This window comes from Confluentibacter lentus (genome assembly GCF_002806995.1).
GTDB lineage: Bacteria > Bacteroidota > Bacteroidia > Flavobacteriales > Flavobacteriaceae > Confluentibacter > Confluentibacter lentus.
In genome coordinates, this window is the sequence record NZ_NIHE01000008.1 from 140001 (window position 1) to 162460 (window position 22460).

The 22460-nt window shown below is 34.9% G+C and carries 22 protein-coding genes; 9 read left to right on the forward strand and 13 right to left on the reverse strand.

The window, feature by feature from the left end:
- The first annotated feature begins 3 nt into the window (after positions 1 to 3).
- The 5 genes from CDH50_RS12965 to CDH50_RS12985 all read left to right on the forward strand — a co-directional run bounded on the left by CDH50_RS12965 (position 4) and on the right by CDH50_RS12985 (position 9233).
- Positions 4 to 1839, forward strand: a complete 1836-nt coding sequence (locus CDH50_RS12965; protein WP_100612708.1) for an ATP-binding protein — start codon at positions 4 to 6, stop codon at positions 1837 to 1839.
- A gap of 45 nt (positions 1840 to 1884) precedes the next feature.
- Entirely contained in the window at positions 1885 to 2550 is a 666-nt protein-coding gene (locus CDH50_RS12970; protein ID WP_100612709.1) for a response regulator transcription factor, read from the forward strand.
- A 178-nt stretch (positions 2551 to 2728) separates the two neighbouring features.
- The gene (locus CDH50_RS12975) at positions 2729 to 4162 is read left to right on the forward strand and encodes an MFS transporter (RefSeq protein WP_100612710.1); all 1434 of its coding nucleotides are present in this window, start codon (positions 2729 to 2731) and stop codon (positions 4160 to 4162) included.
- A 113-nt stretch (positions 4163 to 4275) separates the two neighbouring features.
- Positions 4276 to 7797: a nitrate reductase gene (locus CDH50_RS12980; RefSeq protein WP_100612711.1), complete on the forward strand. Its 3522-nt coding sequence runs from the start codon at positions 4276 to 4278 to the stop codon at positions 7795 to 7797.
- Entirely contained in the window at positions 7797 to 9233 is a 1437-nt protein-coding gene (locus tag CDH50_RS12985; RefSeq protein ID WP_100612712.1) for a rubredoxin, read from the forward strand. The genes CDH50_RS12980 and CDH50_RS12985 overlap by 1 nt, the downstream gene beginning before the upstream one ends.
- A gap of 139 nt (positions 9234 to 9372) precedes the next feature.
- On the opposite strand, the gene CDH50_RS12990 is transcribed toward CDH50_RS12985, so the two are convergent.
- From CDH50_RS12990 to CDH50_RS13050, 13 genes are all read right to left on the reverse strand, one after another.
- Positions 9373 to 11598, reverse strand: a complete 2226-nt coding sequence (locus tag CDH50_RS12990; RefSeq protein ID WP_100612713.1) for a nitric-oxide reductase large subunit — start codon at positions 11596 to 11598, stop codon at positions 9373 to 9375.
- 25 nt (positions 11599 to 11623) lie between these two features.
- On the reverse strand, positions 11624 to 11962 hold the full coding sequence (locus CDH50_RS12995) for a cupin domain-containing protein (protein ID WP_100612714.1): 339 nt from the start codon (positions 11960 to 11962) through the stop codon (positions 11624 to 11626).
- Complete coding sequence (locus CDH50_RS13000) at positions 11959 to 12294, reverse strand: 2Fe-2S iron-sulfur cluster-binding protein (RefSeq protein ID WP_100612715.1); 336 nt, start codon at positions 12292 to 12294, stop codon at positions 11959 to 11961. Before CDH50_RS13000 ends, CDH50_RS12995 begins: the two co-directional genes overlap by 4 nt.
- Positions 12295 to 12490: 196 nt before the next feature.
- Positions 12491 to 13498 carry a GTP 3',8-cyclase MoaA gene (gene moaA, locus CDH50_RS13005; RefSeq protein ID WP_100612716.1) on the reverse strand — a complete coding sequence of 336 codons (1008 nt, stop codon included), beginning with the start codon at positions 13496 to 13498 and terminating at the stop codon, positions 12491 to 12493.
- Positions 13499 to 13561: 63 nt separating this feature from the next.
- Entirely contained in the window at positions 13562 to 14473 is a 912-nt protein-coding gene (moaCB, locus tag CDH50_RS13010; RefSeq protein WP_100612717.1) for a bifunctional molybdenum cofactor biosynthesis protein MoaC/MoaB, read from the reverse strand.
- A gap of 23 nt (positions 14474 to 14496) precedes the next feature.
- Entirely contained in the window at positions 14497 to 14850 is a 354-nt protein-coding gene (locus CDH50_RS13015) for a four helix bundle protein (protein ID WP_100612718.1), read from the reverse strand.
- A gap of 34 nt (positions 14851 to 14884) precedes the next feature.
- Positions 14885 to 15328 carry a molybdenum cofactor biosynthesis protein MoaE gene (locus CDH50_RS13020; RefSeq protein ID WP_100612719.1) on the reverse strand — a complete coding sequence of 148 codons (444 nt, stop codon included), beginning with the start codon at positions 15326 to 15328 and terminating at the stop codon, positions 14885 to 14887.
- Positions 15318 to 16412, reverse strand: a complete 1095-nt coding sequence (gene moeB, locus CDH50_RS13025) for a HesA/MoeB/ThiF family protein (protein ID WP_100612720.1) — start codon at positions 16410 to 16412, stop codon at positions 15318 to 15320. The genes CDH50_RS13020 and moeB overlap by 11 nt, the downstream gene beginning before the upstream one ends.
- A 16-nt stretch (positions 16413 to 16428) precedes the next feature.
- Positions 16429 to 16662, reverse strand: coding sequence for a MoaD/ThiS family protein (locus tag CDH50_RS13030; protein ID WP_100612721.1), 234 nt, complete (start codon positions 16660 to 16662; stop codon positions 16429 to 16431).
- A complete protein-coding gene (mobA, locus tag CDH50_RS13035; RefSeq protein WP_157804989.1) occupies positions 16659 to 17231 on the reverse strand; it encodes a molybdenum cofactor guanylyltransferase in 573 nt (190 codons plus the stop codon). The genes CDH50_RS13030 and mobA overlap by 4 nt, the downstream gene beginning before the upstream one ends.
- A 1-nt stretch (position 17232) precedes the next feature.
- Complete coding sequence (locus CDH50_RS13040) at positions 17233 to 17973, reverse strand: sulfite exporter TauE/SafE family protein (RefSeq protein WP_100612723.1); 741 nt, start codon at positions 17971 to 17973, stop codon at positions 17233 to 17235.
- Position 17974: 1 nt separating this feature from the next.
- Positions 17975 to 18313 carry a winged helix-turn-helix domain-containing protein gene (locus CDH50_RS13045; protein ID WP_100612724.1) on the reverse strand — a complete coding sequence of 113 codons (339 nt, stop codon included), beginning with the start codon at positions 18311 to 18313 and terminating at the stop codon, positions 17975 to 17977.
- Positions 18314 to 18319: 6 nt separating this feature from the next.
- Positions 18320 to 19498, reverse strand: coding sequence for a molybdopterin molybdotransferase MoeA (locus CDH50_RS13050; RefSeq protein WP_100612725.1), 1179 nt, complete (start codon positions 19496 to 19498; stop codon positions 18320 to 18322).
- 129 nt (positions 19499 to 19627) lie between these two features.
- Here CDH50_RS13050 and CDH50_RS13055 point away from each other — a divergent pair, with 129 nt between their 5' ends.
- The 4 genes from CDH50_RS13055 (at position 19628) to CDH50_RS13070 (ending at position 22450) form a co-directional block, all read left to right on the forward strand.
- Positions 19628 to 20386, forward strand: a complete 759-nt coding sequence (locus CDH50_RS13055; protein WP_100612726.1) for a Crp/Fnr family transcriptional regulator — start codon at positions 19628 to 19630, stop codon at positions 20384 to 20386.
- Positions 20387 to 20607: 221 nt separating this feature from the next.
- Complete coding sequence (locus tag CDH50_RS13060) at positions 20608 to 21027, forward strand: globin family protein (RefSeq protein WP_100612727.1); 420 nt, start codon at positions 20608 to 20610, stop codon at positions 21025 to 21027.
- A gap of 57 nt (positions 21028 to 21084) precedes the next feature.
- On the forward strand, positions 21085 to 21909 hold the full coding sequence (locus CDH50_RS13065; protein ID WP_100612728.1) for a c-type heme family protein: 825 nt from the start codon (positions 21085 to 21087) through the stop codon (positions 21907 to 21909).
- A 136-nt stretch (positions 21910 to 22045) separates the two neighbouring features.
- Positions 22046 to 22450, forward strand: a complete 405-nt coding sequence (locus tag CDH50_RS13070) for a hypothetical protein (RefSeq protein WP_232732013.1) — start codon at positions 22046 to 22048, stop codon at positions 22448 to 22450.
- Positions 22451 to 22460: the final 10 nt, after the last annotated feature.

The window sequence follows — 22460 nt, forward strand, 5'->3', positions numbered from 1 at the left end:
TAAATGACTAAAAAAGGTATTTCCTCCTTAGACCAACGTACTTTTGAACGATTAAGCCGTTTATACATTATTGCGTTAAGTACCATAGCGCTATCGGTAGTTATTAGTCAGATTCTTATAAGAAAACATCTTCACGATCAAGAAAGTGATTCGTCCATTATAAATGTGGCTGGTAGGCAACGTATGCTAAGTCAGAAATTAACAAAGGAAATTGTTTCTATGTCAACAGAAACCGACTTAGAAAAGAGAATTGCATTAAAAGACGAACTTAAAGAAACGCTTGCGCTTTGGGAGCTTTCACATAATGGGCTTCAAATTGGGAATGATAGTTTGGGTTTGCCAGGAAATAATAGTGTTGCTATTTCAAAAATGTTTAGTGAATTAAATCCGAAGTTCAATACTATTAGAGATGCCGCTAAATCCATAATTGAAAAAACCGAGAATATACCACCGTTTCCTATAGATATGCTGGCGCAAGAAATTAATACTGTTAAACAAACGGAAAGCGGTTTTTTAACCATCATGGATGACATTGTAAATCAATATGATTTTGAAGCTGATGGAAAGGTAACGTGGCTACGAAAACTGGAGATGTTCATTATGTTCGTTACTTTAGGGCTCTTATTAGCCGAGTTTTTGTTTATTTTTTGGCCAACTGCAAAAACGGTAAAGCAAAGTCTTGCCGAATTGATTGAAGCCGAAAAGAAAGCTAAAAAAATGGCTTATGATGCCGATTTGCTTAGTGTCGCCAAAGAAAAATCCATTAAAGAGTTAAGGGCATTAAGTCAGGCCATGGATGATACCTTATTATTTGCCCGCATTACATCAAATGGTGTTATTGTACACATGGGAAATAAATTTTCAAGGTTATTCAAATTCAATAATTTTAATGCCAACACGAATTTTTATGATGTTTTATCCATTGTAGAAAGTGAGCGCATGGCCATTGAAGGTTTGATTAAAAGCCATAAAAAAACGGGATGGCAAGGAGAGGTTAAGGCCACTACCAAAGATAATCAGCCTGTTTGGTTGGAAATGGCAATCATTCCTTTTAGTCCGACAGATGATAAAACGGAATTATTAATCATTGCTTCCGAAATAACAAAACGTAAAGAAGGCCAAATGGAGATTGAACGTTTAACAAAAGAAAGTTTTGAAGAACGTATGAACCAGCAAAAAGTTATTTCCAGTAAGATTATCGAGAATCAAGAAAAAGAGCAAAACCGCATTGCAAAAGATGTTCATGATGGAATTGGACAAATGTTAACGGGTTTAAAGTTTAATTTAGAAAGCATCGATATATCGGATATTAACAAAACGGCCAAAAAAATTGAACATTTAAAGGAACTGACATCTAACATCATCAAAGGGGTTAGAACAGCTACGTTTAATTTAACACCTCCTGAATTGGCCGACCATGGTATTGTTCCTGCACTTACTAAACTTACAACGGAGTTGACCAAATTAACAGGAAAAAATATTGTACTATATAATAAGACCGATTTTAGCCAAAGACTGGATTCCCTTGCAGAAATAAACATCTATAGAATCACACAGGAAGCTATTAACAATGCCATAAAATATGCCGATTCTACTCATATATTAGTATCCATTTCCAATAGTGATGAGATACTAAGTATTGTGATTGATGATAATGGAAAGGGTTTTGATCCCAATAAAGTTAAGAATGTTAAGAATGGTGATGGCGGTATGGGGATGACATTTATGAAAGAGCGTATTAAGTATATTAACGGACGTTTATTTCTTAATTCCGAGTTGAATAAAGGCACGCGTGTCACACTAAACATACCTTTACAAGAATTAAGTATCACTACGTAAAATTTTACTAAATTTGCTATAATTATTTTTATAAAAAGTAAAAAAATGGATATTATTAATGTTGTTTTAGCAGATGACCATGTACTTGTTCGAGATGGCATAAAAGCACTTTTAGAAGACCAACAAGGCATTAAAGTAATTGATGAAGCTTCCAATGGAAAAGAAGCCATTGAAGTCATTATTAAAAACAAACCACACATACTGATTGTAGATATAAGAATGCCGGAACTTAATGGTATTGAGGTGGTCAGAATCATTAATAGCAATAATAAATATAAAGATATTAGAACACTTGTGCTTTCCATGCATGACTCCGAAGAATATGTTATTCAAGCAATACAGGCAGGAGCAGATGGGTATTTACTTAAAGGCGCTAGTAAAGATGAGTTTTTAAAAGCATTGCATACTGTTGCTGCCGGGGGTAAATATTTCACTGGGGATGTATCTTCAATCATCATGAATAATTTTGTTAATGGTGTTGTCAAAAACACACCAAAAAAAGAAGTTGTTGAAGATCCTTTTAATCTTACTAAACGAGAAAAGCAAATTTTAAATCTGGTACTTCAACTTAAAAACAATAAGGATATTGCTGAAGAACTTAATATCAGCAGACGTACGGCAGAAGTACATCGTTTCAATTTGATGAAGAAATTGGATGTGAAAAATATCATGGAACTAAATCATAAAGCCAATCAATTTCAGCTTATTTAGTTTAATGCTCTAAATCTTCATTATAATTCAAAAAAATCAATAATTGCTGTCATTATATTGTAATATTCTCAGAAACGTATTTTTTTATTGATAATCTAATATTTATTTAAAAATACGTATTTTTAATGTCAAAAATTAAGTAATTATACTTATTTTTGTAAGTATAAAATAGTTTGACATGAAAAATTTTGAATCTGCTAAAGCAACTAAACTTGAACTTTTTAATTTCAAAAGTATTCCAACCCAAACATTCTGGATTACCTCCATATCATTCTTCATGTGCTTTTTTGCATGGTTTGGTATTGTGCCATTTATGCCAGATGTGGTTAAGGATTTAGGATTAACTCCAGATCAAAAATGGAATTCCGTTATTTTGGGAGTTGCAGGTACGGTGTTCGCCAGATTGTTAGTTGGTAAATTATGTGATAAATACGGACCTAGATTATGCTATACGTGGCTTTTGGTTTTAGGTGCCATTCCTGTTATTTTATGTGGTTTGGCACAAACACCTTTCCAGTTTTTAGTTTGTAGGCTTTTTATAGGCTTTATTGGAGCTTCTTTTGTCATTACACAAGTACACACCTCGTTAATGTTTGCGCCTAATATTGTTGGTACTGCCAATGCTACTTCGGCTGGATGGGGAAATTTAGGTGGCGGTGCTAACCGCTTAGGAATGCCTTTAATAGCTGCGATGGTTGTTGGTTTTGGTGTTGCTGAAGCAGAAGCTTGGCGATATTCCATGATTTTTGCAGGACTTATTTGTTTTTTAATGGGACTTGTTTACTTCTTCTTTACGCAAGATACGCCTGAAGGAAACTTTAAGGAATTAAGAGCTTCTGGGACAATGATACCTACTAAAAAAGATCAAATAGGATTCAAGAAAGTCATAAAAGATTATAGAATTTGGATTCTGTTTTTGGTTTATGCCGCTTGTTTTGGAATTGAATTGACTGTTTATGGCACTATGGATGATTATCTGCAAAATACATTTCAATTGGATCGTATTATGGCAGGAAACATTGTATTGTCATTTGCCTTGATGAATATTTTTGCAAGAACGTTAGGTGGTTATTTTGGAGATAAATTTGGTAAACTAAAAGGCTTGCGTGGCAGGGTCATATTTTTATCATTTATATTGGCCGTACAAGGGATTATGTTGGTTGCTTTTTCCGGAATTACAAGTATTGTGCCAGGAATTTTATTCTTAATTTTATTTAGTTTATCAGTTCAAATGGCAGAAGGTGCCACATTCTCAGTAGTGCCATTCATTAATAAAAAGGCTATAGGATCGGTTTCTGGAATTGTTGGGGCGGGCGGTAATGTTGGTGCTTTTTTAGCGGCATTATTACTTAAATATAAATCGGCTATTGCCGAAAAAGCAGCCATCGCTTCCAGTGAGGGGTTAGTTGCAGATGCTGTGAATGCAGCTCAATCGTCAGCTTCATCAGCTGCAGTTTCAAGTGGTTATTTGTTAATTGGATGTTTGGTTGTCGTCATTGCAATTTCAGCATTATCAATTCGTTTTTCTAGGAAAGATGAAGAAGTGTCTGCTGAAAGTGGCAATATATCCTTGGAAAACCTTATCCCAATAAAAGTTAAAAATGAATCTTAATAACCGTCAAATTATAAGTTTTTTTGATTGTTTTTAAAGTATTCAGAATAATGTAGGTTATTTTTGTTTAGCGTTAATTTATTCTCTTAATTAGTGTAAAATCCAGAGTTGTAATGATAAAAAATGAAGCTAAAACAACGTGTTCATATTGTGGTGTAGGCTGTGGTATTATCATAAAAAAAGATACAGATAATAAGGTTTTGGTTGAAGCTGACCCCAATCATCCAGTCAGTCAAGGGATGCTTTGTTCTAAAGGGATGAACCTGCACTATGTTGTAAATGATACTTCTGATAGGATTTTATATCCAGAAATGAGATGGAGCAGATCGCATCCACGTGAACGCGTTAGTTGGGATGATGCATTGGATAGAGCGAGTAGTGTTTTTAAATCCATCATAAAAAGACATGGTCCAGATAGTGTTGCTTTCTATGTGTCTGGACAAAGTTTAACCGAGGAATATTATATTGCCAATAAGCTTACCAAAGGATTTTTAGGAACCAATAATATAGATACCAATTCTAGACTGTGTATGAGTTCAGCCGTAGTGGGCTATAAAAAAGCGTTTGGAGAGGATATTGTGCCCGTTTCTTATGCGGACATAGAATTAGCTGATTGTTTCCTCATCACGGGAGCTAACCCAGCTTGGTGTCATCCCATCATTTTCAGAAGGATTGAAAAGCACAAAGAGAAAAATCCACATGTACAAATTATTGTCATAGACCCACGTAAAACGGATTCTGCAAGTTTTGCCGATTTGCACTTACAACTCATTCCGGGAACCGATGTGATTCTTTATAATGCTATTGGAAGACGTTTGTTCGAACGTGGTTTGATTGATGAAGATTTTATAAAAAACCATACGGAAGGTTTTAAAGCATATAAGGATTTAATCTTTTCAACGTCCGTAAAGGATGCGGCAAATTTATGTGGTGTTCCTGAAAAAGATATTAGAAAAGCGGCCGATATCATCGGGCTCTCAAAAGGTTTTATCAGTATGTGGGCGATGGGACTTAACCAAAGTGCCGTAGGAACTGATAAAAATGTGTCCCTTATAAATTTATCGCTTATTACAGGACAAGTCGGTAAACCGGGTTCTGGACCATTTTCACTAACGGGTCAACCAAACGCCATGGGTGGTCGCGAGGTAGGAGGTATGGCTAATTTATTGGCTGTCCATAAAGATTTAGCTAATGAAGAACATCGTAGAGAAGTCGCACAGTTTTGGGGCGTTGATAAAATTTCTCCTAAACCAGGTTTAACGGCCACAGAAATGTTTGATGCGCTTGAAAATGGGACATTAAAAGCTGTTTGGATTATGTGTACCAATCCGTTGGTCAGCCTACCAAATATCAATAAAATAGAAAAGGCCATGGTGAATGCCAAATTTGTGGTGGTTCAGGAAATATCCCATAAGTCTGATACAGTAGCTTATGCCGATTTGGTATTGCCAGCCGCGGGATGGTTGGAAAAGGAAGGTACGATGACAAATTCCGAAAGACGAATTTCTTATTTGCCTAAAGAAATCGAGCCACCGGGAGAGGCTCGACCTGATGTTGAAATACTTTGCGATTTTGCGCAGCGTATGGGTTTCAGAGGATTTAATTTTAATAGTGCTGAAGAAATTTATAACGAGTATTGTTCCATGACCAAAGGAACCAATATGGATATTTCATTTTTGAATTATGACCGACTAAAAAATGAAGGTACTTTTCAATGGCCGGTTCCAGAATACAGGCACCAAGGAACACCAAGACTTTTTCAAGATAAAAAGTTTTATACACCTTCCCAAAAAGCTATTTTTAACATTCCAAAAAGTATTGTAAATACCTCAGTGATGCCAAATGAGGAATTCCCATTGATATTAACAAATGGGCGTATTCGTGACCAGTGGCATACCATGACCAAAACAGGCAAAGTGTCGAGGTTAAAGACGCATTATCCCATACCTGTTTTAGAAATCAACCCTGTAGATGCTTTTGTAAATAAGATTAAGGATGGAGATATTACCGAAATAAAAAGTAAAAATGGCGTTGTTAGGGTACGGTCAAAAGTAACGGATTCCATAAGAAAAGGCGTTGTGTTTTTACCGATGCATTGGGGCAAACAATTGGAGAACGACCTAAATCGGGTGAATAATTTAACCAATACCGTTGTAGATCCGTTTTCAAAAGAACCAGATTTTAAATTTACAACCGTTTCGGTTTCTAAATACAAAAAACCTGTAGAAAAAATAATTGTGGTTGGTGCAGGCGCTGCCGCTTTTAGGTTTATTCAAAATTATAGAGAGAACAACGAAAAGGATGAGATTTTGGTGTTTTCTAAAGAACCTAATTTATTTTATAATAGGGTGTTGCTTCCGGAATATGTTACGGAAGAACTGACTTGGGAACAACTTTTAAAGATTAAAAAAGTAGAGTTGAGTAAGCTCAATATAAAAGCGTATCCAGAAACATTCATAACCAAAATAGATCAAGAAAAAAAAGAAGTTGTAGATAGCAATGGTGACGTACACAATTTTGATAAACTAATCTTGGCAACAGGAAGTCGCGCTTTTATACCCAAAGATGTTCAAATAGATTTACCGGGCAGGTTCACCATGAGAAATAAAAGTGATGCCGATCGATTTAAAGCCTATCTGGAACAAACAGGGTTGCCTCCAGAAAGTCAACATGTTACCATTGTTGGTGGTGGTTTATTAGGACTAGAGTTAGCGGCTGCTCTGAAACATAAAAACATACAAATAACCATCATACAGCGTTCATCGAGGCTTATGGAACGCCAATTGGATAAGGTGTCCAGTAAATTATTGGCTTTAGATGTTCAAGAGCGGGGTATACAAATTTATTTTGATAATGAAGTGAGCACGGTGTTTGAAGATGAGGAGACAGAGCAACTAAATATCAGCTTAAAAAGTGGTAAATTAATTACCTCGCACGCCATTGTGTATGCTATTGGAACGCAACCAAATATTGAAGTGGCTAAAGAGAATGGTCTTGTTTGTGGACGCGGTGTTCGGGTCAATCAGCATCTACAATCCTCAAATCCAGATATTTTTGCGATTGGTGAAATAGCAGAATATAACAATCAATTATTCGGTATTACATCGGCAGCAGAAGAGCAGGCTAGCATATTGGCTAATTTTATAGCAGGAGACATCAGCAGTTCTTACAATGGTTCAGTCCTTATGAATATTCTAAAGTTTAACGACCTTAATCTGTGTAGTATTGGAGATATTGAAGTACCCGAAAATGATGATAGTTACCAAGAAATTATATTTACGGATATTTCCAAACGTTATTATAAAAAATGCATTGTTAAAGACGATTTGCTGATTGGGGCGGTTTTAATGGGCGATAAAAATGAATTTGCCGAATTCAAGACCATGATTGAAAGCAAGATTGAAATGGCGGATAAAAGAGATACCTTGTTGAGAGGTTCCTCTAATACCAAGCCCATATTAGGGAAATTGGTATGCTCTTGCAGCCAGGTTGGTGAAGGGAACATTAGAGAAGCGATTGAATCAGGGTGTACGAATTTTGCAGAGCTTTGTAATAAAACGGGAGCAGGTTTGGGCTGCGGAAGTTGTAAAACAGAAGTCAGGGAGATATTAACGAACACAAAAGTACTTTTATAATGGGTCGGTTAAACAGATTAATAATTAAAGGAGGAGTGTTATCGCCGGGCGAACTAAAATACATTTGCGAATGTGTTGAAAGTTTAGGATTAAAAACGATTTCATTTGGTTCTAGGCAAGATATTTTGCTTCCCAAAGAGACTGAAAAGGAACAATTGGGGGTGTTTGATAAACTTCAAATTGTTGGTAAGGACCATGAGCAAATTCAAAACATAGTATCGTCTTATGTGTGTTCAGATATTTTTCCGAGTACTGCATGGCTTACTAGTGATCGGTATTTGTATATTTTGGAACAATTTCGGTCCAAACTAAAATTAAAAGTCAATATAACCGATCCGAAACAACGTTTGGTCCCTTTATTTACGGGTCATTTAAATTTTATAGCCTCAGAGCATGAAGATTATTGGTATTTATATGTGAGATTGCCAGAATGGGATAAAACCGAGATGTACCCAGCACTTATTTATAGTTGGGATCTGGATAAAATAGAAACTGCCATTGAGCATATTTTACAGGAAGAACCAGAAGACATAGAAACCGTTTTTGAATTGGTCAGTGACGCTATCGATACCAATAACCGCACAGTTGATAAACCATTGGATGTCCCTTTTTATCCGTTTCCTTATTATGAAGGGATGAATAGAATTGGGATGGATAAATATTGGTTGGGACTCTATTGGAGAAACAATAAATATGATATTTCATTCTTAAAAGCCATGTGCGAACTTTGTGATGAATGTAAAATAGGTAAAATATCCATCACACCTTGGAAATCATTTATTGTGAAAGGCATCCCCATTAACGCCAAGCTTCAATGGGAAAAGTTTTTGGGACGCTATGGTATTAATGTGCGCCATTCCATGCTAGAACTAAATTGGCATCTACCAGTAAATAATAAAGAAGCGATTACATTAAAAAAATATCTGGTTTCAAATTTTGATAAGAATGATATAAGCACCTACGGATTAACATTCGGAATTACCGATTACTCAAAAAAATCAAATTATTTCACGTCGATAGTCATTAAGAAAAACGCCATTCCAAAAGAATTGGAAGATTTTAATATTCGTGCAACCTATAATTTGCTTTATGCCAAAAATTTCGATCCAAATACGCGGGATTATGTCATGCACGTGCAAGATGTTGATAAAGAGGAATTGCCTAAATTGTTAATGGAATTAAGTAAGCTGTATTTTGAACAATTAGGTACGGAGAAAGATCACGATACCTTAAAATCAGTTTCAAAGGAAAAAGTAGAACTCAAAGTTTATCAGTGTAAGGATTGCTTAACGATTTATAATGAAACCTATGGTGACATTACTCAAAACATAAAACCAAATACGCCATTTAAAGACCTTCCTGAAAGCTACGAATGTTCACTTTGTGAAGCACCAAAAAGTAATTTTGAAAAGAAAACTCTAGTTAAAAATGTTTAGTTGTTGAGTCGTTTATTGTTTAGCTGTCGACTTAACGTCTTAGGACAAACGACTAAACAATTCAATAAAGAACCAAACAAATCCAATAAAAAAAACCTTATAAATAGTTCATTTATAAGGTTTTTTTTCAATTATCAAATTACTTGATATTCTTCCTTTTAAAATTATAAATGGTTTCATCAATAGTAAACCAACAAAAGTAAAAGATACCCACAGAAAATATAATATCACCAATCATACGCATCCATTTTAATGTTTGCACCGTTGGTGAGTATAATAAATCGGCATCCCTAGCAAACGAATAACCTTTTGTAATAGATGTGTAAGCCTGAATAATACCTATGGGTAATAAGCTTAAAACTACCATGGCAACCAAACCTATATTTAATAACCAAAAGGCACGGGTTAATTTTTTATTCTGCCAAACTCTGTCAGAATAAAAGCGTAAGCATATTAGAATAAAGCCCATACCCAGCATCCCATATACCCCAAATAAAGCGGTGTGTGCATGTACTGCGGTGGTATTTAAACCTTGAATGTAGTATAGTGCAATTGGAGGATTGATTAAGAAACCGAAAACACCTGCGCCTACAAAATTCCAAAAAGCAACGGCAATGAAGAAAAAGATGGGCCATTTATATTTTTGCATCCATTCTTTACTTTTTAAAAGATTCCAATTTTCCCTGATTTCAAAACCCATAAGTGTTAATGGAACTACTTCCAAAGCACTAAACGTAGCGCCTAAAGCAATCGCTTGAACAGGAGTTCCTGAATAGTATAAATGATGTAATGTGCCTATGATGCCACCAGCTAAAAATATAGATGCTGAAGCGATGGATACACGACCTGCGGTTTTTACAGATATAATTTTTAGTCTTGAGAAGATGTAGGCAATAACTACGGTTGCGAATACTTCAAAGAAGCCTTCTACCCATAAATGCACCAACCACCATCTCCAGTAATTTATGACTGGTAAGGTGCTATTTTCCCCATACATTAAGCCAGAGAAAAAGAACATACCAATGGCCATGACGGAAATTAACAAGATAATTAGAAGGTGTTTAGATTCATCTTTTTTACTAATGGCGTAAAAAATATGCCTGCTTACCATGATTACCCAAAGCACTAAACCAATACCTAAGAATATTTGCCAGAACCGACCTAAATCCATGTATTCATAACCTTGATGTCCGAAGAAAAAATTGGTTGTTAAATCCAAAAATTGGTGCACACCCAACCATTCGCCTAGCATGGAGCCTAATACAATAAGAAGTAAAGCGATAAATAAGAAGTTAATGCCGAAGCGTTGGTATTTCATTTCTTTTCCAGAAATCATAGGCGCTAAAAATAACCCTGTAGCCAACCATGTAGCGGCAATCCAGAAGACGGCCAATTGGGTGTGCCAAGTTCTTGTAACCGAATAAGGTAGAAAACTAGATAAATCGAATCCGAAAAAGGCCTGTCCTTCAACGGTGTAATGTACGGTAATTATGCCTAATATAACTTGTAAGCCAATGAGCAATGAGATGACTATAAAATATTTTAATATCGCTTTTTGGGATTTAAACAATTTTAAATTTGTTAACGGATCACTTTCTGGTTTGGTAAGTAATTCACCTTTTTCGTGATTTAATAAATAGTAATATGTTAAAATACCAATGAATAATAATAGCAATACAATAGATAAACCCGACCAGATTAATGAATCGCTTGTTATGTTATTATCGATTAAAGGTTCGTGAGGCCAATTGGACGTATAGGTATAATCTTTATGTGGCCTGTTGGTACTTGCAGCCCAAGACGTCCAGAACAAAAAGGCATTTAGTTGTTCTAATTTTTCGGGATCTACAAGAGCGCCTTTGGGAATGGCATATTCTTCCTTGCCTTCAGAAAAAATATTAGTGTAATGCTTAATATTTTCTTTAATAGCAGCTGATCTACTTTCTGATATGGTGATTGACTTGTCAGCATTATTAAACGTATTGGTTTTAATGTCTTTGATTAAACGTGCTTTTAATGATGCCTTTTTTTCTACATCTAATGCCTCGTAATTGGTGCTGTAATCATTTTGAGCCCATGCTTCCAGCATAAATGTGGCTTCTTTATGAATCCAATCGGCTGTCCAATCCAGAGCCACATAACTACCATGTCCCCAAATGGAACCGACTTCCATACCTCCAATAGATTCCCAAACGTTTTGTCCGATTTGAATGTCTTCTTTGGTATAAAGTATGTCTTGTGTTTCTTTTACAATAACGCTTTCTGGAATGGGAGGTTGTGTTTGGTATACTTCTGTTCCTATCCAAATTAGTATTATGAAGGATATTGACACAACACTAATAAATGTAATCCATATTTTTTTCATTGGAATGTTGATTAGTTGGTTTATATTAATTATTTACATTATTGACGCGTTCAACATCATCATAAATTGAAAGTGATAAACGAATGATGCTGTCTGAAACGCAGGTTAAATCATGTGGTACGTTTTCATCCAAAGCAATTAAATCGCCTTTTTTGAGCAGTTGTTTTATACCATTGACACCAAAATCGATGCTGCCTTCAAATAGTTCAATAACTATGGGGTAGGGGGCTTTATGCTCTTTCATGGTTTGTCCTTTTTTCATGACAATTCTTATTTCTTTGGTTGTTTTTGTTGTAAGTAATGGGGTCACTGCTGGTTTGTCTTCTTGGTAGACAAGCTGTTCTACTAATGATGCTATGTTCATGGGTTAGGATTTGTTTTATTATCAGTTATTATTTTAAAAGTCATATTATTTATTTTTTCATCCAGCATGATTTGGCATGCCAACAGACTCTTTATATCAGAATTGTAAAGTTTTAATAGCGTTTCTTTTTCAACTGGTTCTATGTTGTCATTTATGGAACCCGATTCGAGTTTTACATGGCAGGTACCACATAAACCTCTTCCCAAGCATTCACCAATATCTTCGTAAAACGTGTCAACAATCAATTCCATCAAATTTGGATATTGAAATCGCTTAAATGGAATTTCAATCCGTTTGTTGTTGGTGCTTATAATGTTTACGTGGTATACCATTGGTGATGCTTTCTTTAAAATAGGATAAAAATGTCCTATTTTAATTCGTGACTGTTTAAATTTATTTAATCATTAACGTTGCAAAAGTAAGGCACAAAATAATAACGGACAAATTTATCCTAATTAAAGTTGCATTTATTTTTAAAAATGATGAAATAGTATCATCTAACCAACAAACAACTCAGCAGCAAACGAATCAACCCCCAATCGTAATCATACTCCTATTATTGTTGTGCAATTTTGGCTCTTGAAGTTTTTCTAAGGTATCCATGCCACCACGGATTTTAAACTTAGCTTGAACTGCTTTTTGAATGATGGGTTCAATGGGATTTCCTTGTCGAAGTGTAGTCAATAAATCGGATTCTGTTGCAGAAAACAAGCAGTTTTTTAATTGTCCGTTTGCCGTTAAGCGTAATCTGTTACAGGAATCGCAAAACGGATTGGTAACAGAACTGATAATGGCAAAACTCCCCTTATACCCTTTTATTTTATAGTTTTTAGACGTGTCGTTTGGCGCATCTTGTAAGCGTTCAATTTGGTCTTCAGAAAAAGACGCGTTTACATAAGTCATTACTTCTTTATAAGACACCATTTTGCTCATGTCCCATTTGTTACCGTCAAAAGGCATGAACTCAATAAAGCGCACTGAGATTGGTAAGTCTTTAGTGAAATTTATAAAATCAATGATCTCATTATCATTAAAATCCTTCATTAAAACAGCGTTAACTTTTACTTTAAAGCCTTCATTTACCAAAAGCAATATATTATTGTAAACTTTTTCAAATTGATCACGACGTGTGATGTGTTTAAACTTTTCGCGATCTAAAGAATCTAAACTGACATTAATTTTATTGACGTTATTGACTTTTAAGACATCAATAAATTTATCAATGATTATAGCGTTTGAAGTAATAGAAAGTTCTACTGGAAGCGTTGCCAATTTTTCTAAAATGACTGGAATATCCTTTCTTATTAATGGTTCGCCCCCAGTCAATCTTATTTTGGTAACACCATGTTTAACAAAGGTTTTGGCAATCTCGTATATTTCTTCATAAGTCATTAAATGACTTTTAGGCGATAGTTGTACGCCTTCTTCGGGCATGCAATACGTGCAACGCAAATTACAACGCTCAATCAACGAAATACGCAAATACGCATGGTCTCTGCCATATGAATCTTGTAATATGTTTGAATTATTTTCCATTACTTATTTTTCAACTAACAACTAACAACTAACAACTAACAACTAACAACTAACAACTAACAATCAGTCATGTCTCGCCCCTCTCAATATCCCAAATACATGCAGCACCGATGGAAAAATAGCCTCCATAGATTCTTTGGCACCATTGGTTGAACCCGGTAATGCCAGCACCAAAGTATTTTTTATAGTACCAGCCACACTTCTTGATAGCATCGCGTAAGGCGTTCTATCTTGTCCGTAATTGCGAATGGCTTCTTCAATACCGGGAATGCGTCTGTCTAGCAACGGAATTAGTGCTTCTGGGGTCACATCCCTTACTGAAAGTCCCGTGCCACCTGTATAAATAATTAAATCGATGCCTTGACTTTGATAGCTTTTTGCTTTTTCTTGAATAGTCTCCTTTTCATCTGGAATAATAATATAATCCGAAATTTTAACGTCGCATGCCTCTAATATATTTATAATAGCTTTCCCTGCTTTGTCTTCTTTATGTCCAGCCGAAATGGTATCAGAGCACACAATAACCGCAGCGGTTAAATCTTTTCTAAAACGATCTTTAAAATCAGATTTACCACCTTTTTTATTCAATAATTTGATGTGATGAATTTCGATGCCTTTGTCAATAGGCTTCAGCATATCATACATGTTTAAAGCTACCACACTCGCACCATGCATGGCTTCGACTTCAACACCCGTTTTGTAAATGGTTTTTACGGTAAACAAAACGGTAATTTCCAATCCGTTTATTTCATAGTCAACTCCCGTAAATTCAATAGGCAGGGGATGACAATCAGGCAAAATATCTGGCGTTCGTTTTACGCCTAATAGACCAGCAGCTTTGCTCATAGCAAACACATTCCCTTTGGGAACGGTGTCGTTTTGTATCGCAGCAATTGTCTCGGGTTTGCTCACCTTGACGATGGCTTGAGCCGTTGCTGTTCTTAGGGTTGTGTTTTTGTTTGTAATATCGACCATTTATATTGAATATTGATTATTTTTTATTGATTATTAGAGCTAGCGGTTTTCCTGGATGCCATGAAAATGGATGTTAATTCACTAGCTTCTTTTAACAACAGCGTCACATTTTCTTTGGAAATTAAGTTTTCATCTATAGCAAATTCCAGCCAAAAATGAGATTCATCAACTTCTTCAATCACAATACTGATTTTCGCGATAAAACTAGGCTTTGATTGTGCAATACAAGTGGCTCTATAATTTGCCGCAACAGAAGTTGAGCTGCGAATTAATTGTCCTTTAATATGGTTTGAAAGATAGGTATTAGGGAATGACTGTGTTAGTTTTACGCAATTGTGCGCAAATATTTTGGTTCTTATTTTCAATTGTTCTTTCATAGTACTTGAATAATAAATAGTCAATAAACAATAATCAATTGTTTATTTTCCATTGATGCGTATCATCCTCAAAAATCTCTTTTCCAAACACGGGTACTTGCGCTTTTATTTCTTCAACGATGTATTCCAAAGCTTTAAAAACGACTTTTCTTCTGGGCGATGATACAAAAACGAACAGACATATTTCTCCAGCATTTACAATACCTAAGCTATGGTAAATATGCATGCAAGTGAGTTCGAATTTTTCAAAAGCGCTTTCGCGAATGGCATCAAATTTAACGTTTGCCATGTCTTCATAGGCGGTGTATTCAATTGCGGAGACTGTTTTTCCATCTATAACATCCGCTCTTACTTGTCCCAAAAAAATATTATGGGCGCCTATGCTCGTTTTGGTTTGGTGTTTGGCAATCGATTCTCCAATAAATTCCGAAGGAATAGGGCCTTGCTTAAAGACGTTTTTTGGTTTTTTATCTGTCATTGGGTACTTGTTTTTCTTTTAAAAATTCAATGATGTTTGAAGCACCTTCTTTAATGCTGTAACATTTTGATATTCCTGAGTTTCTTAATAAAGAAACAGCGTGTTTACTTCTTATTCCTGATTGACAAAAAATCATTTTTTCTTTTGATAAATCAATCTTTTCGAGATTATTTCCCAATTGATTTAAAGGAATATTAATGATTTCTAAACCTTTAACTTTTGGTTGTTCATGAGCTTCTCTAACATCAATGAATTGAATATTTTTAAAGTCCAATACATCTTCAATAGAGATGTCATCAGATTGAAATTCGCAATCAATCTCTAATTGTCTCTCGTTGAAATGATGTTTTTCTTTTAGAACGTTTTCAAATTGTTCTTCTGACTTGCTAATTTTTAAATTTGATGTTTGCGAGGTTAATGCATTGTAGCAAAACAATTTACCTGATAATACATTTCCAATGCCTAATATGATTTTTAAAACCTCGTTAGCTTGCATACTGCCAATAATGCCCGGCAAAACACCCAAAACCCCAATTTCAGAACAGTTTGGTACAGTATCTTTTTGTGGCGGATTTGGAAACAAACATCTGTAACTCGGTCCGTTTTGATAATTGAATACAGAAACCTGACCTTCAAACTTATAAATCGCACCAAAAACCAAAGGTTTGTTGGTGATGATACAGGCATCATTTACCAAATAACGGGTTTCAAAATTATCGGACCCATCTACTATAATGTCATAGTTATTGAATAATTCTAAAGCATTTTGGTAAGTGAGTTTTTCCGCGTAAGCGATTATGGAAATTTCTGGATTTAAATCTTCCAACCGTATTTTAGCCGCTAAGGCTTTATTTTTTCCTAATGATGAGGTTCCGAATAACACTTGACGTTGCAAGTTGGATATGTCAACCACATCAAAATCAATAATTCCTAGCGTACCAATTCCAGCAGCTGCTACATATTGCAAAACAGGGCAGCCCAAGCCACCAGCACCAACCACTAACACTTTAGCACGAGATAGTTTATCTTGACCTGCTTGTCCGATTTCCGATAAAATAATATGTCTGCTGTATCTATTCGTCATTCCTTCTTATTTTTATTTATCCACCTGAAAACGGTGGTAATAAGGCAATTTCTTGTCCAGTTATTTTGGTTTTTTCCGAAATCAATTCCTGATTTTGCGCCACTTGAAAATCCTTGTTTTTTAAATCAGGATATTTTGAATTCAAAAAGTTTATAATGTCGGCAATTGTATTTCCAGAAAAATCAATAGTTTCTTCTTCTTGACTTGTAACTTCAGCAATAAGTCCGAAATATTTTATGGTAATTATCATTTTAAAATGGCATTTAATTGTTCTGGTGTGTTGATGTTTTGCGTAAAAAAAGTTTCTTCATCATTTAATACCACATTTTTCGTTTTACATTGATTTACTGTATATTGCAATCGGCGTTCTCCGTCATTTAAAAACTTTGAAAATATATATTCACATTGTTTTTTATATAGGGCGATTAATGGCATGGTTTTTCCATGGCTTTCAATTTGAATGATTTCAGAATCATAATCAATAGCATCAATCAGTTTTTCTAAGATATTTGAATTAATTAATGGAATATCACAACTCAAGACTAAATTATAGTCGGTTTTAGACTGTTTTAATCCAGAATAAACACCAGCTAAAGGTCCTGCATTTTCAATGGTATCTTCTAAACGTTTCAAACCAAAAACATCATAATCTGTATTGTTTGAAACAATCATAATATTTTCAACAAAAGGTTTTAAGGCATCAATGCTGTGCTGTATAAAAGATTTTTCATTAAACAATAAAAAGCCTTTATCAGTTCCCATACGGCTGCTTTTTCCGCCGGAAAGAATGATACCTGTTATGTTTTTTTTGTCCATCATACTAAGTAAAAAATAATTTAAAACAGGCAATGGCTAAAACAAAAGCCAATATGTATCTTAATTTTTGATTATTTATTTTTTTACTGCCATAATAGCCGCCAAGTATGCCGCCTATTAAAGCGACAGCTACCAATACGAATGTTTCAATTTCGAAATGGACACCGCTACTTAGTTGTCCGACAAGTCCAGAAGCCGAGTTTACCCAAATAAATAAAGCCGAAACCGCGGCAGCTTCTTTCATGTTTCCCCAATGAAGCAATAAAATAATAGGCGTTAAAATAATGCCGCCTCCAATTCCAATGAGTCCTGAAAAGAAACCAATAATACCACCAACAACCAAGCCTTGCCAGAGTTTCACTTTTTTTATGTCTTCTTTCTCTTTTCCAAAAACATTCAGCATCTTTAAAATGGCAAACACCAATAAAATTGCTAGGATTTTTTTGTAAATGGAAGCATCAATTTCAATCGTTCCACCTAAAAAAGCCAAGGGAATGGAAGCTATAGCAAACGGAATAAAGAGGTTTTTTTTAAAATGTCCACCTTTATAATAATAGAAAAACGAAATGCCTGCGACAAACAAATTGAGTATGAGTGCCGTTGGTTTCATTACTTCTGGCGCAAACGAAAATAGTGCCATCAATGCCAAATAGCCACTCGCACCACCATGTCCCACACTTGCATATAAAAATGACACTATGGGCAGTAGTAACAAAAATAAATATATGTTTTCTATCTCTAGCATTTTATAGATTTTCGATTTTCTCCAACTGCTTATCCAAAAATTTCCAGCAATTTTTATTAATATCATCGAATGCCAGAATTAATGCCTTTCCATAATCGGTTAATTCGGCGCCACCGCCACCTTTTCCACCAATACTGTTTATGGTCACTGGTTTTTTAGCAGATTTATTGATGGAATCTAATAATCCCCAAGCCTTTTTATAAGATATATGAATGGATTTTGCTGCTTTTGAAAGCGAACCAGTTTCATTAATAGCTTTCAATAATTGCACACGTCCTTCACCCAAAAGCACATTGTTTTCAGATTCAATCCATATTCTGCTCTTGATTTTATAATCCATAATCAGTTAATTTGGTAGTTGAATAACATCAACAGTATCATTTATCTCTATCTTTGAAACATTCTCAGGGACAAACACGAGGGCATTTGAAAGTGCAAATGTTTGTAACATGGCGGAACTCTGACCTTCTAAAATCGTTACTTCACCATGATTATAGATCGCTTTTAAGAATTGTGGCCTATCTCCAAATCTTGTAAATGCGTTAGTTGATTTTGCTTTGACTTTTGGTAATTCAACGTCTGTTTTATTCATCATTTTTTGTAAAGCGATGTAAACATATATGTAGAAGCAAGTCAGCGAAGCAGCTGGATTTCCAGGAAGCGCAAAAATAAGCGTGTCGTTTTTTGTTCCGAAAAACAATGGCTTTCCAGGTTTTTGTTTTACGGTGTAAAAATGTTCCTCAACTTGTAATTCTTGGAGTGCTTTCCCAACAAAATCATAATCCCCAACCGAAATTCCGCCAGAAATAATGACTAAATCATTTTCTAAAATAACTTCGTTTAAAGCCGATAGAGTTTTTACATAATCATCTTCAACTTTATAAAAATGAATATCATAAAATTTTAAATTGTAAAGGGCATTTTGAAGCATTTTTGAATTGCTTTCATATATTTTCCCGTGACTTAATGCTTGTCCAGCTTCTATAAGTTCGTTACCCGTGGTAATTAATGCAATGGATGGTTTTTTATAGACAGTCACCTTCGAGATGCCCAGGGAAGCTAAATAACCAATAGCTGCTGGCGTTAATTTGGTGTCTTTTGAAAGTGCCAAATCGCCTTTTTTAACTTGTTCACCAATGGCACGGATATTATGATGTTCGGATAATGGATTTTCTATAACCAATTCAGCGCCATTTATTATGACTTTTTCTTGCATAATAACCGCATTGGCAGTATCTGGAACCGCTGCCCCAGTAAAAATTCTAACCGCTTCACCTTTATTTATTATAGGTTGATGGCCATCACCCGCTTTTACTTCACCTATTAAAGTATATGTTAAATCCTCATGTAAATGCAACGCATAACCATCCATGGCCGATTGCCTAAACGGAGGCATGTCTATTGGAGATGAAACATTTTTAGACAGCAAGTAGCCTCCCGATTTTTCAATGGGCAATACCGTTTCTTTAAATAATGGTTTGCTTTTGCTTTTAACTAGGTTTATGGCCTCATCTATGGAAATCATACAATTCGTTATATATATACAAACATAACGAAAATTTAATATTTTTTACAAAAAAATAAGTATTTTTATAAAAATATAAGTATTAATACGTATATTTGTTTTGTCAAAATAACTTTGTTTTAAGTTTTTATGGATTCTGAAGTAGCAAAATCACATCCGTCAAATTCAATAAGACGACCTTTCTCAGGGTTGAGTTGTAGTATTTGTGAAAATGGATCTTGCTTGATAAAACGCAATTATACGGCGCTTTCCGAATCTGATTTACCTTATGAAAAAAATAACATACGTTGTAAAAAGGGTCATCAATTTATTATGGAAGGTGCACCGGTAAACGGACTTTTCTTTGTCTTAAAGGGTAAGGTGAAAGTTTTTAGAACAGGCATCAATGGGAGAGAGCAAATAGTAAGATTTGCTAAGGAAGGGGAAATCATTGGACACAGAGGTTTTGGAACAGAAGAGTATTATTCTATTGGGGCTATTGCGCTTGAAGACACCTTACTCTGCTATTTTTCCAAAAGCAGTTTGCAGAAAGCACTGTATAAAACTCCTGAGTTTACCTATGATATGATGCTTTTTTATGCTAATGAACTCAATAGGAGCGAATCAAAAGTAAAATCACTTTCCCAAATGACCGTTAGGGAACGCGTTATTGATACCTTATTATATATTAATAGAAAGTTTGGAGAAAACAAAGGCTTTTTAAACGTTGTTTTAAGCAGGAAGGAATATGCGGATTATGCGGGAACTACCGAAGAACAGGTTATTCGTATATTTTCAATCTTAAAAAAGGAACATCTCATTATTGCAAAAGGCAAACGAATAGGTATTAATAACATCGAACTTCTTAAAAAAGAGATTAGCGAGCATAACTACTTTTTAGATAGCTAATCGTTCTACACTACGTATTCATTTTATTTTTTCAGGACAATACTTAAAAACGACTTTCTGCTTATATGGAAACTGCGTTTTTGTAGTTTTTTGCATGTAAAAAAACTTTTTTTACACTGCCTTATTTCATTATTATTCTAATAAACTCCTTTTATTTTTGTTCAAAATAAGTATTAATACGTATTTGTAAGTAAACTTAACAACCACTAATAATATTAAAAATGGAACAAAAAACAATCACGCTCGTACAAGATTCATTTGAAAAAGTAAAACCAATTGCGGCAACAGCAGCTGACATATTTTACTCAAAATTATTTGAATTAGACCCCACATTAAAAGCATTGTTTCCTAATAGCGAAGAGGCGATGAAAGTTCAAGGTAATAAGTTGATGACCATGCTAGCTGCTGCAGTAGCAGGATTAAGCAATCTGGAAGCATTAGTTCCTGTGCTCCAAAATTTAGGAAAAAGGCATGTAGATTATAAAGTAGAACCAGCTCATTACAATACCGTTGGCGCTGCATTATTAGATACGTTGAAAGTAGGCTTGGGTGAGGATTTCACTCCTGAGGTTAAAGAAGCTTGGGCTACGGTGTATGGAACCATGACAACAGTTATGATAGACGCTTCATACAAAAATTAATTAATAAACTTAAAAATCAACCACATGACCTTTAACAAACAAATAAATTTTACATCTATGAAAAATATAAAACAGTTTTCGTTTATAAGCGTTTTTGCATTTGCTATTAATGTTTTTTTAACCTCTTGTGGAGGTGTTCCAGAGGAGAAATCAAGTGCTTTAGTTGATGAGCCTGTATTTTCGGTAGACGAAGTATTGGAAATGGTTGCCAAAGAAAATGATATTACCAGGACTTTATATACATCCGCGATTGTGGGTCAAGGTAAACTACAAGGAATGAAGTTTGATGAGGATTGGAGAAAGGATGATGTGGAAGCGGGGCCGTTACCAGCCTTGTTTTTAAGAGGTATTGCGACAAGTATTCAAAAAAGCCCTGTGCCACTGGGTTTGTATTTAGGTTCAGATTTTCCAGTAAATGCCGCCAATAAATTTGTTGGTAAACAGGCTGAATTATTTGAAAAAATAAAAGCCGACCAAAAACCCCAATTTTTCTATGAGGAGGACACCAAGTTACACACCGCCATGTTTGTGGATTTAGCTAGTGCTGCAGCATGTGTTACTTGCCATAACGATCATAAGCAATCACCTAAAAAGGATTGGAAACTTGGTGATGTCATGGGGGCAACCACATGGCAATATCCTAAAGACTCGTTGAGCTATAAGGAAACCGTTGCGATATTAGATTCTTATGCTAAAGGCACTTTAGATACCTATAAGGAATATTTAAGTGAGATAGAAGCATTTGTAAATAGTGAAAAACCAGAAATTGGCAATAAATGGCCTAAGGATGGTAAATATTTGCCAACAGCAGAAGTGTTTTTGGATAGCGTTAGGAAATTAACAGCTTACGAAACAATGAAAAAATTAGTCGTGGTAAAATAGTAAACAGAGGTCATTTTAAACCTGTAAATCCTTGAATCAAAACTAAAGCATTGACATTAATATGTTAAAAAATAACAAATCTACACTACTGGGCTTCATACTGTTATCTCTATTTATTTTACAGTTTTTTTTAAAATTGGAATGGACATGGCTTAAAACGTTGCAGCAAGACGAAATGTATAAACGTTGGTCTGGTCTGGGATTAGCATTATTTATAACATTGCAATGGTTTTTATCCTTAAGTAGAATCATTAAAAAATTCAGAACTAAAGCTCAAACCATGTTGCTCATACACAAATGGGCTGGTGCATTGAGTCCGTTGTTATTTTACATCCACAGTATGGGCTTAGGTTATGGCTATTTGTTGTTTTTATCATATGTATTTTTTTCAAATACATTGTTGGGTTATCTCAATTTAGATGTCATTAAAAACAATAGCGATTGGTTGTTTAAAGGTTGGATGATTGCGCATGTGGCATTGTCTATCATGGTCACCATAGTCATGTTCTTCCACATAGGTGTGGTGTTTTATTATAAATAATTTTTACAAA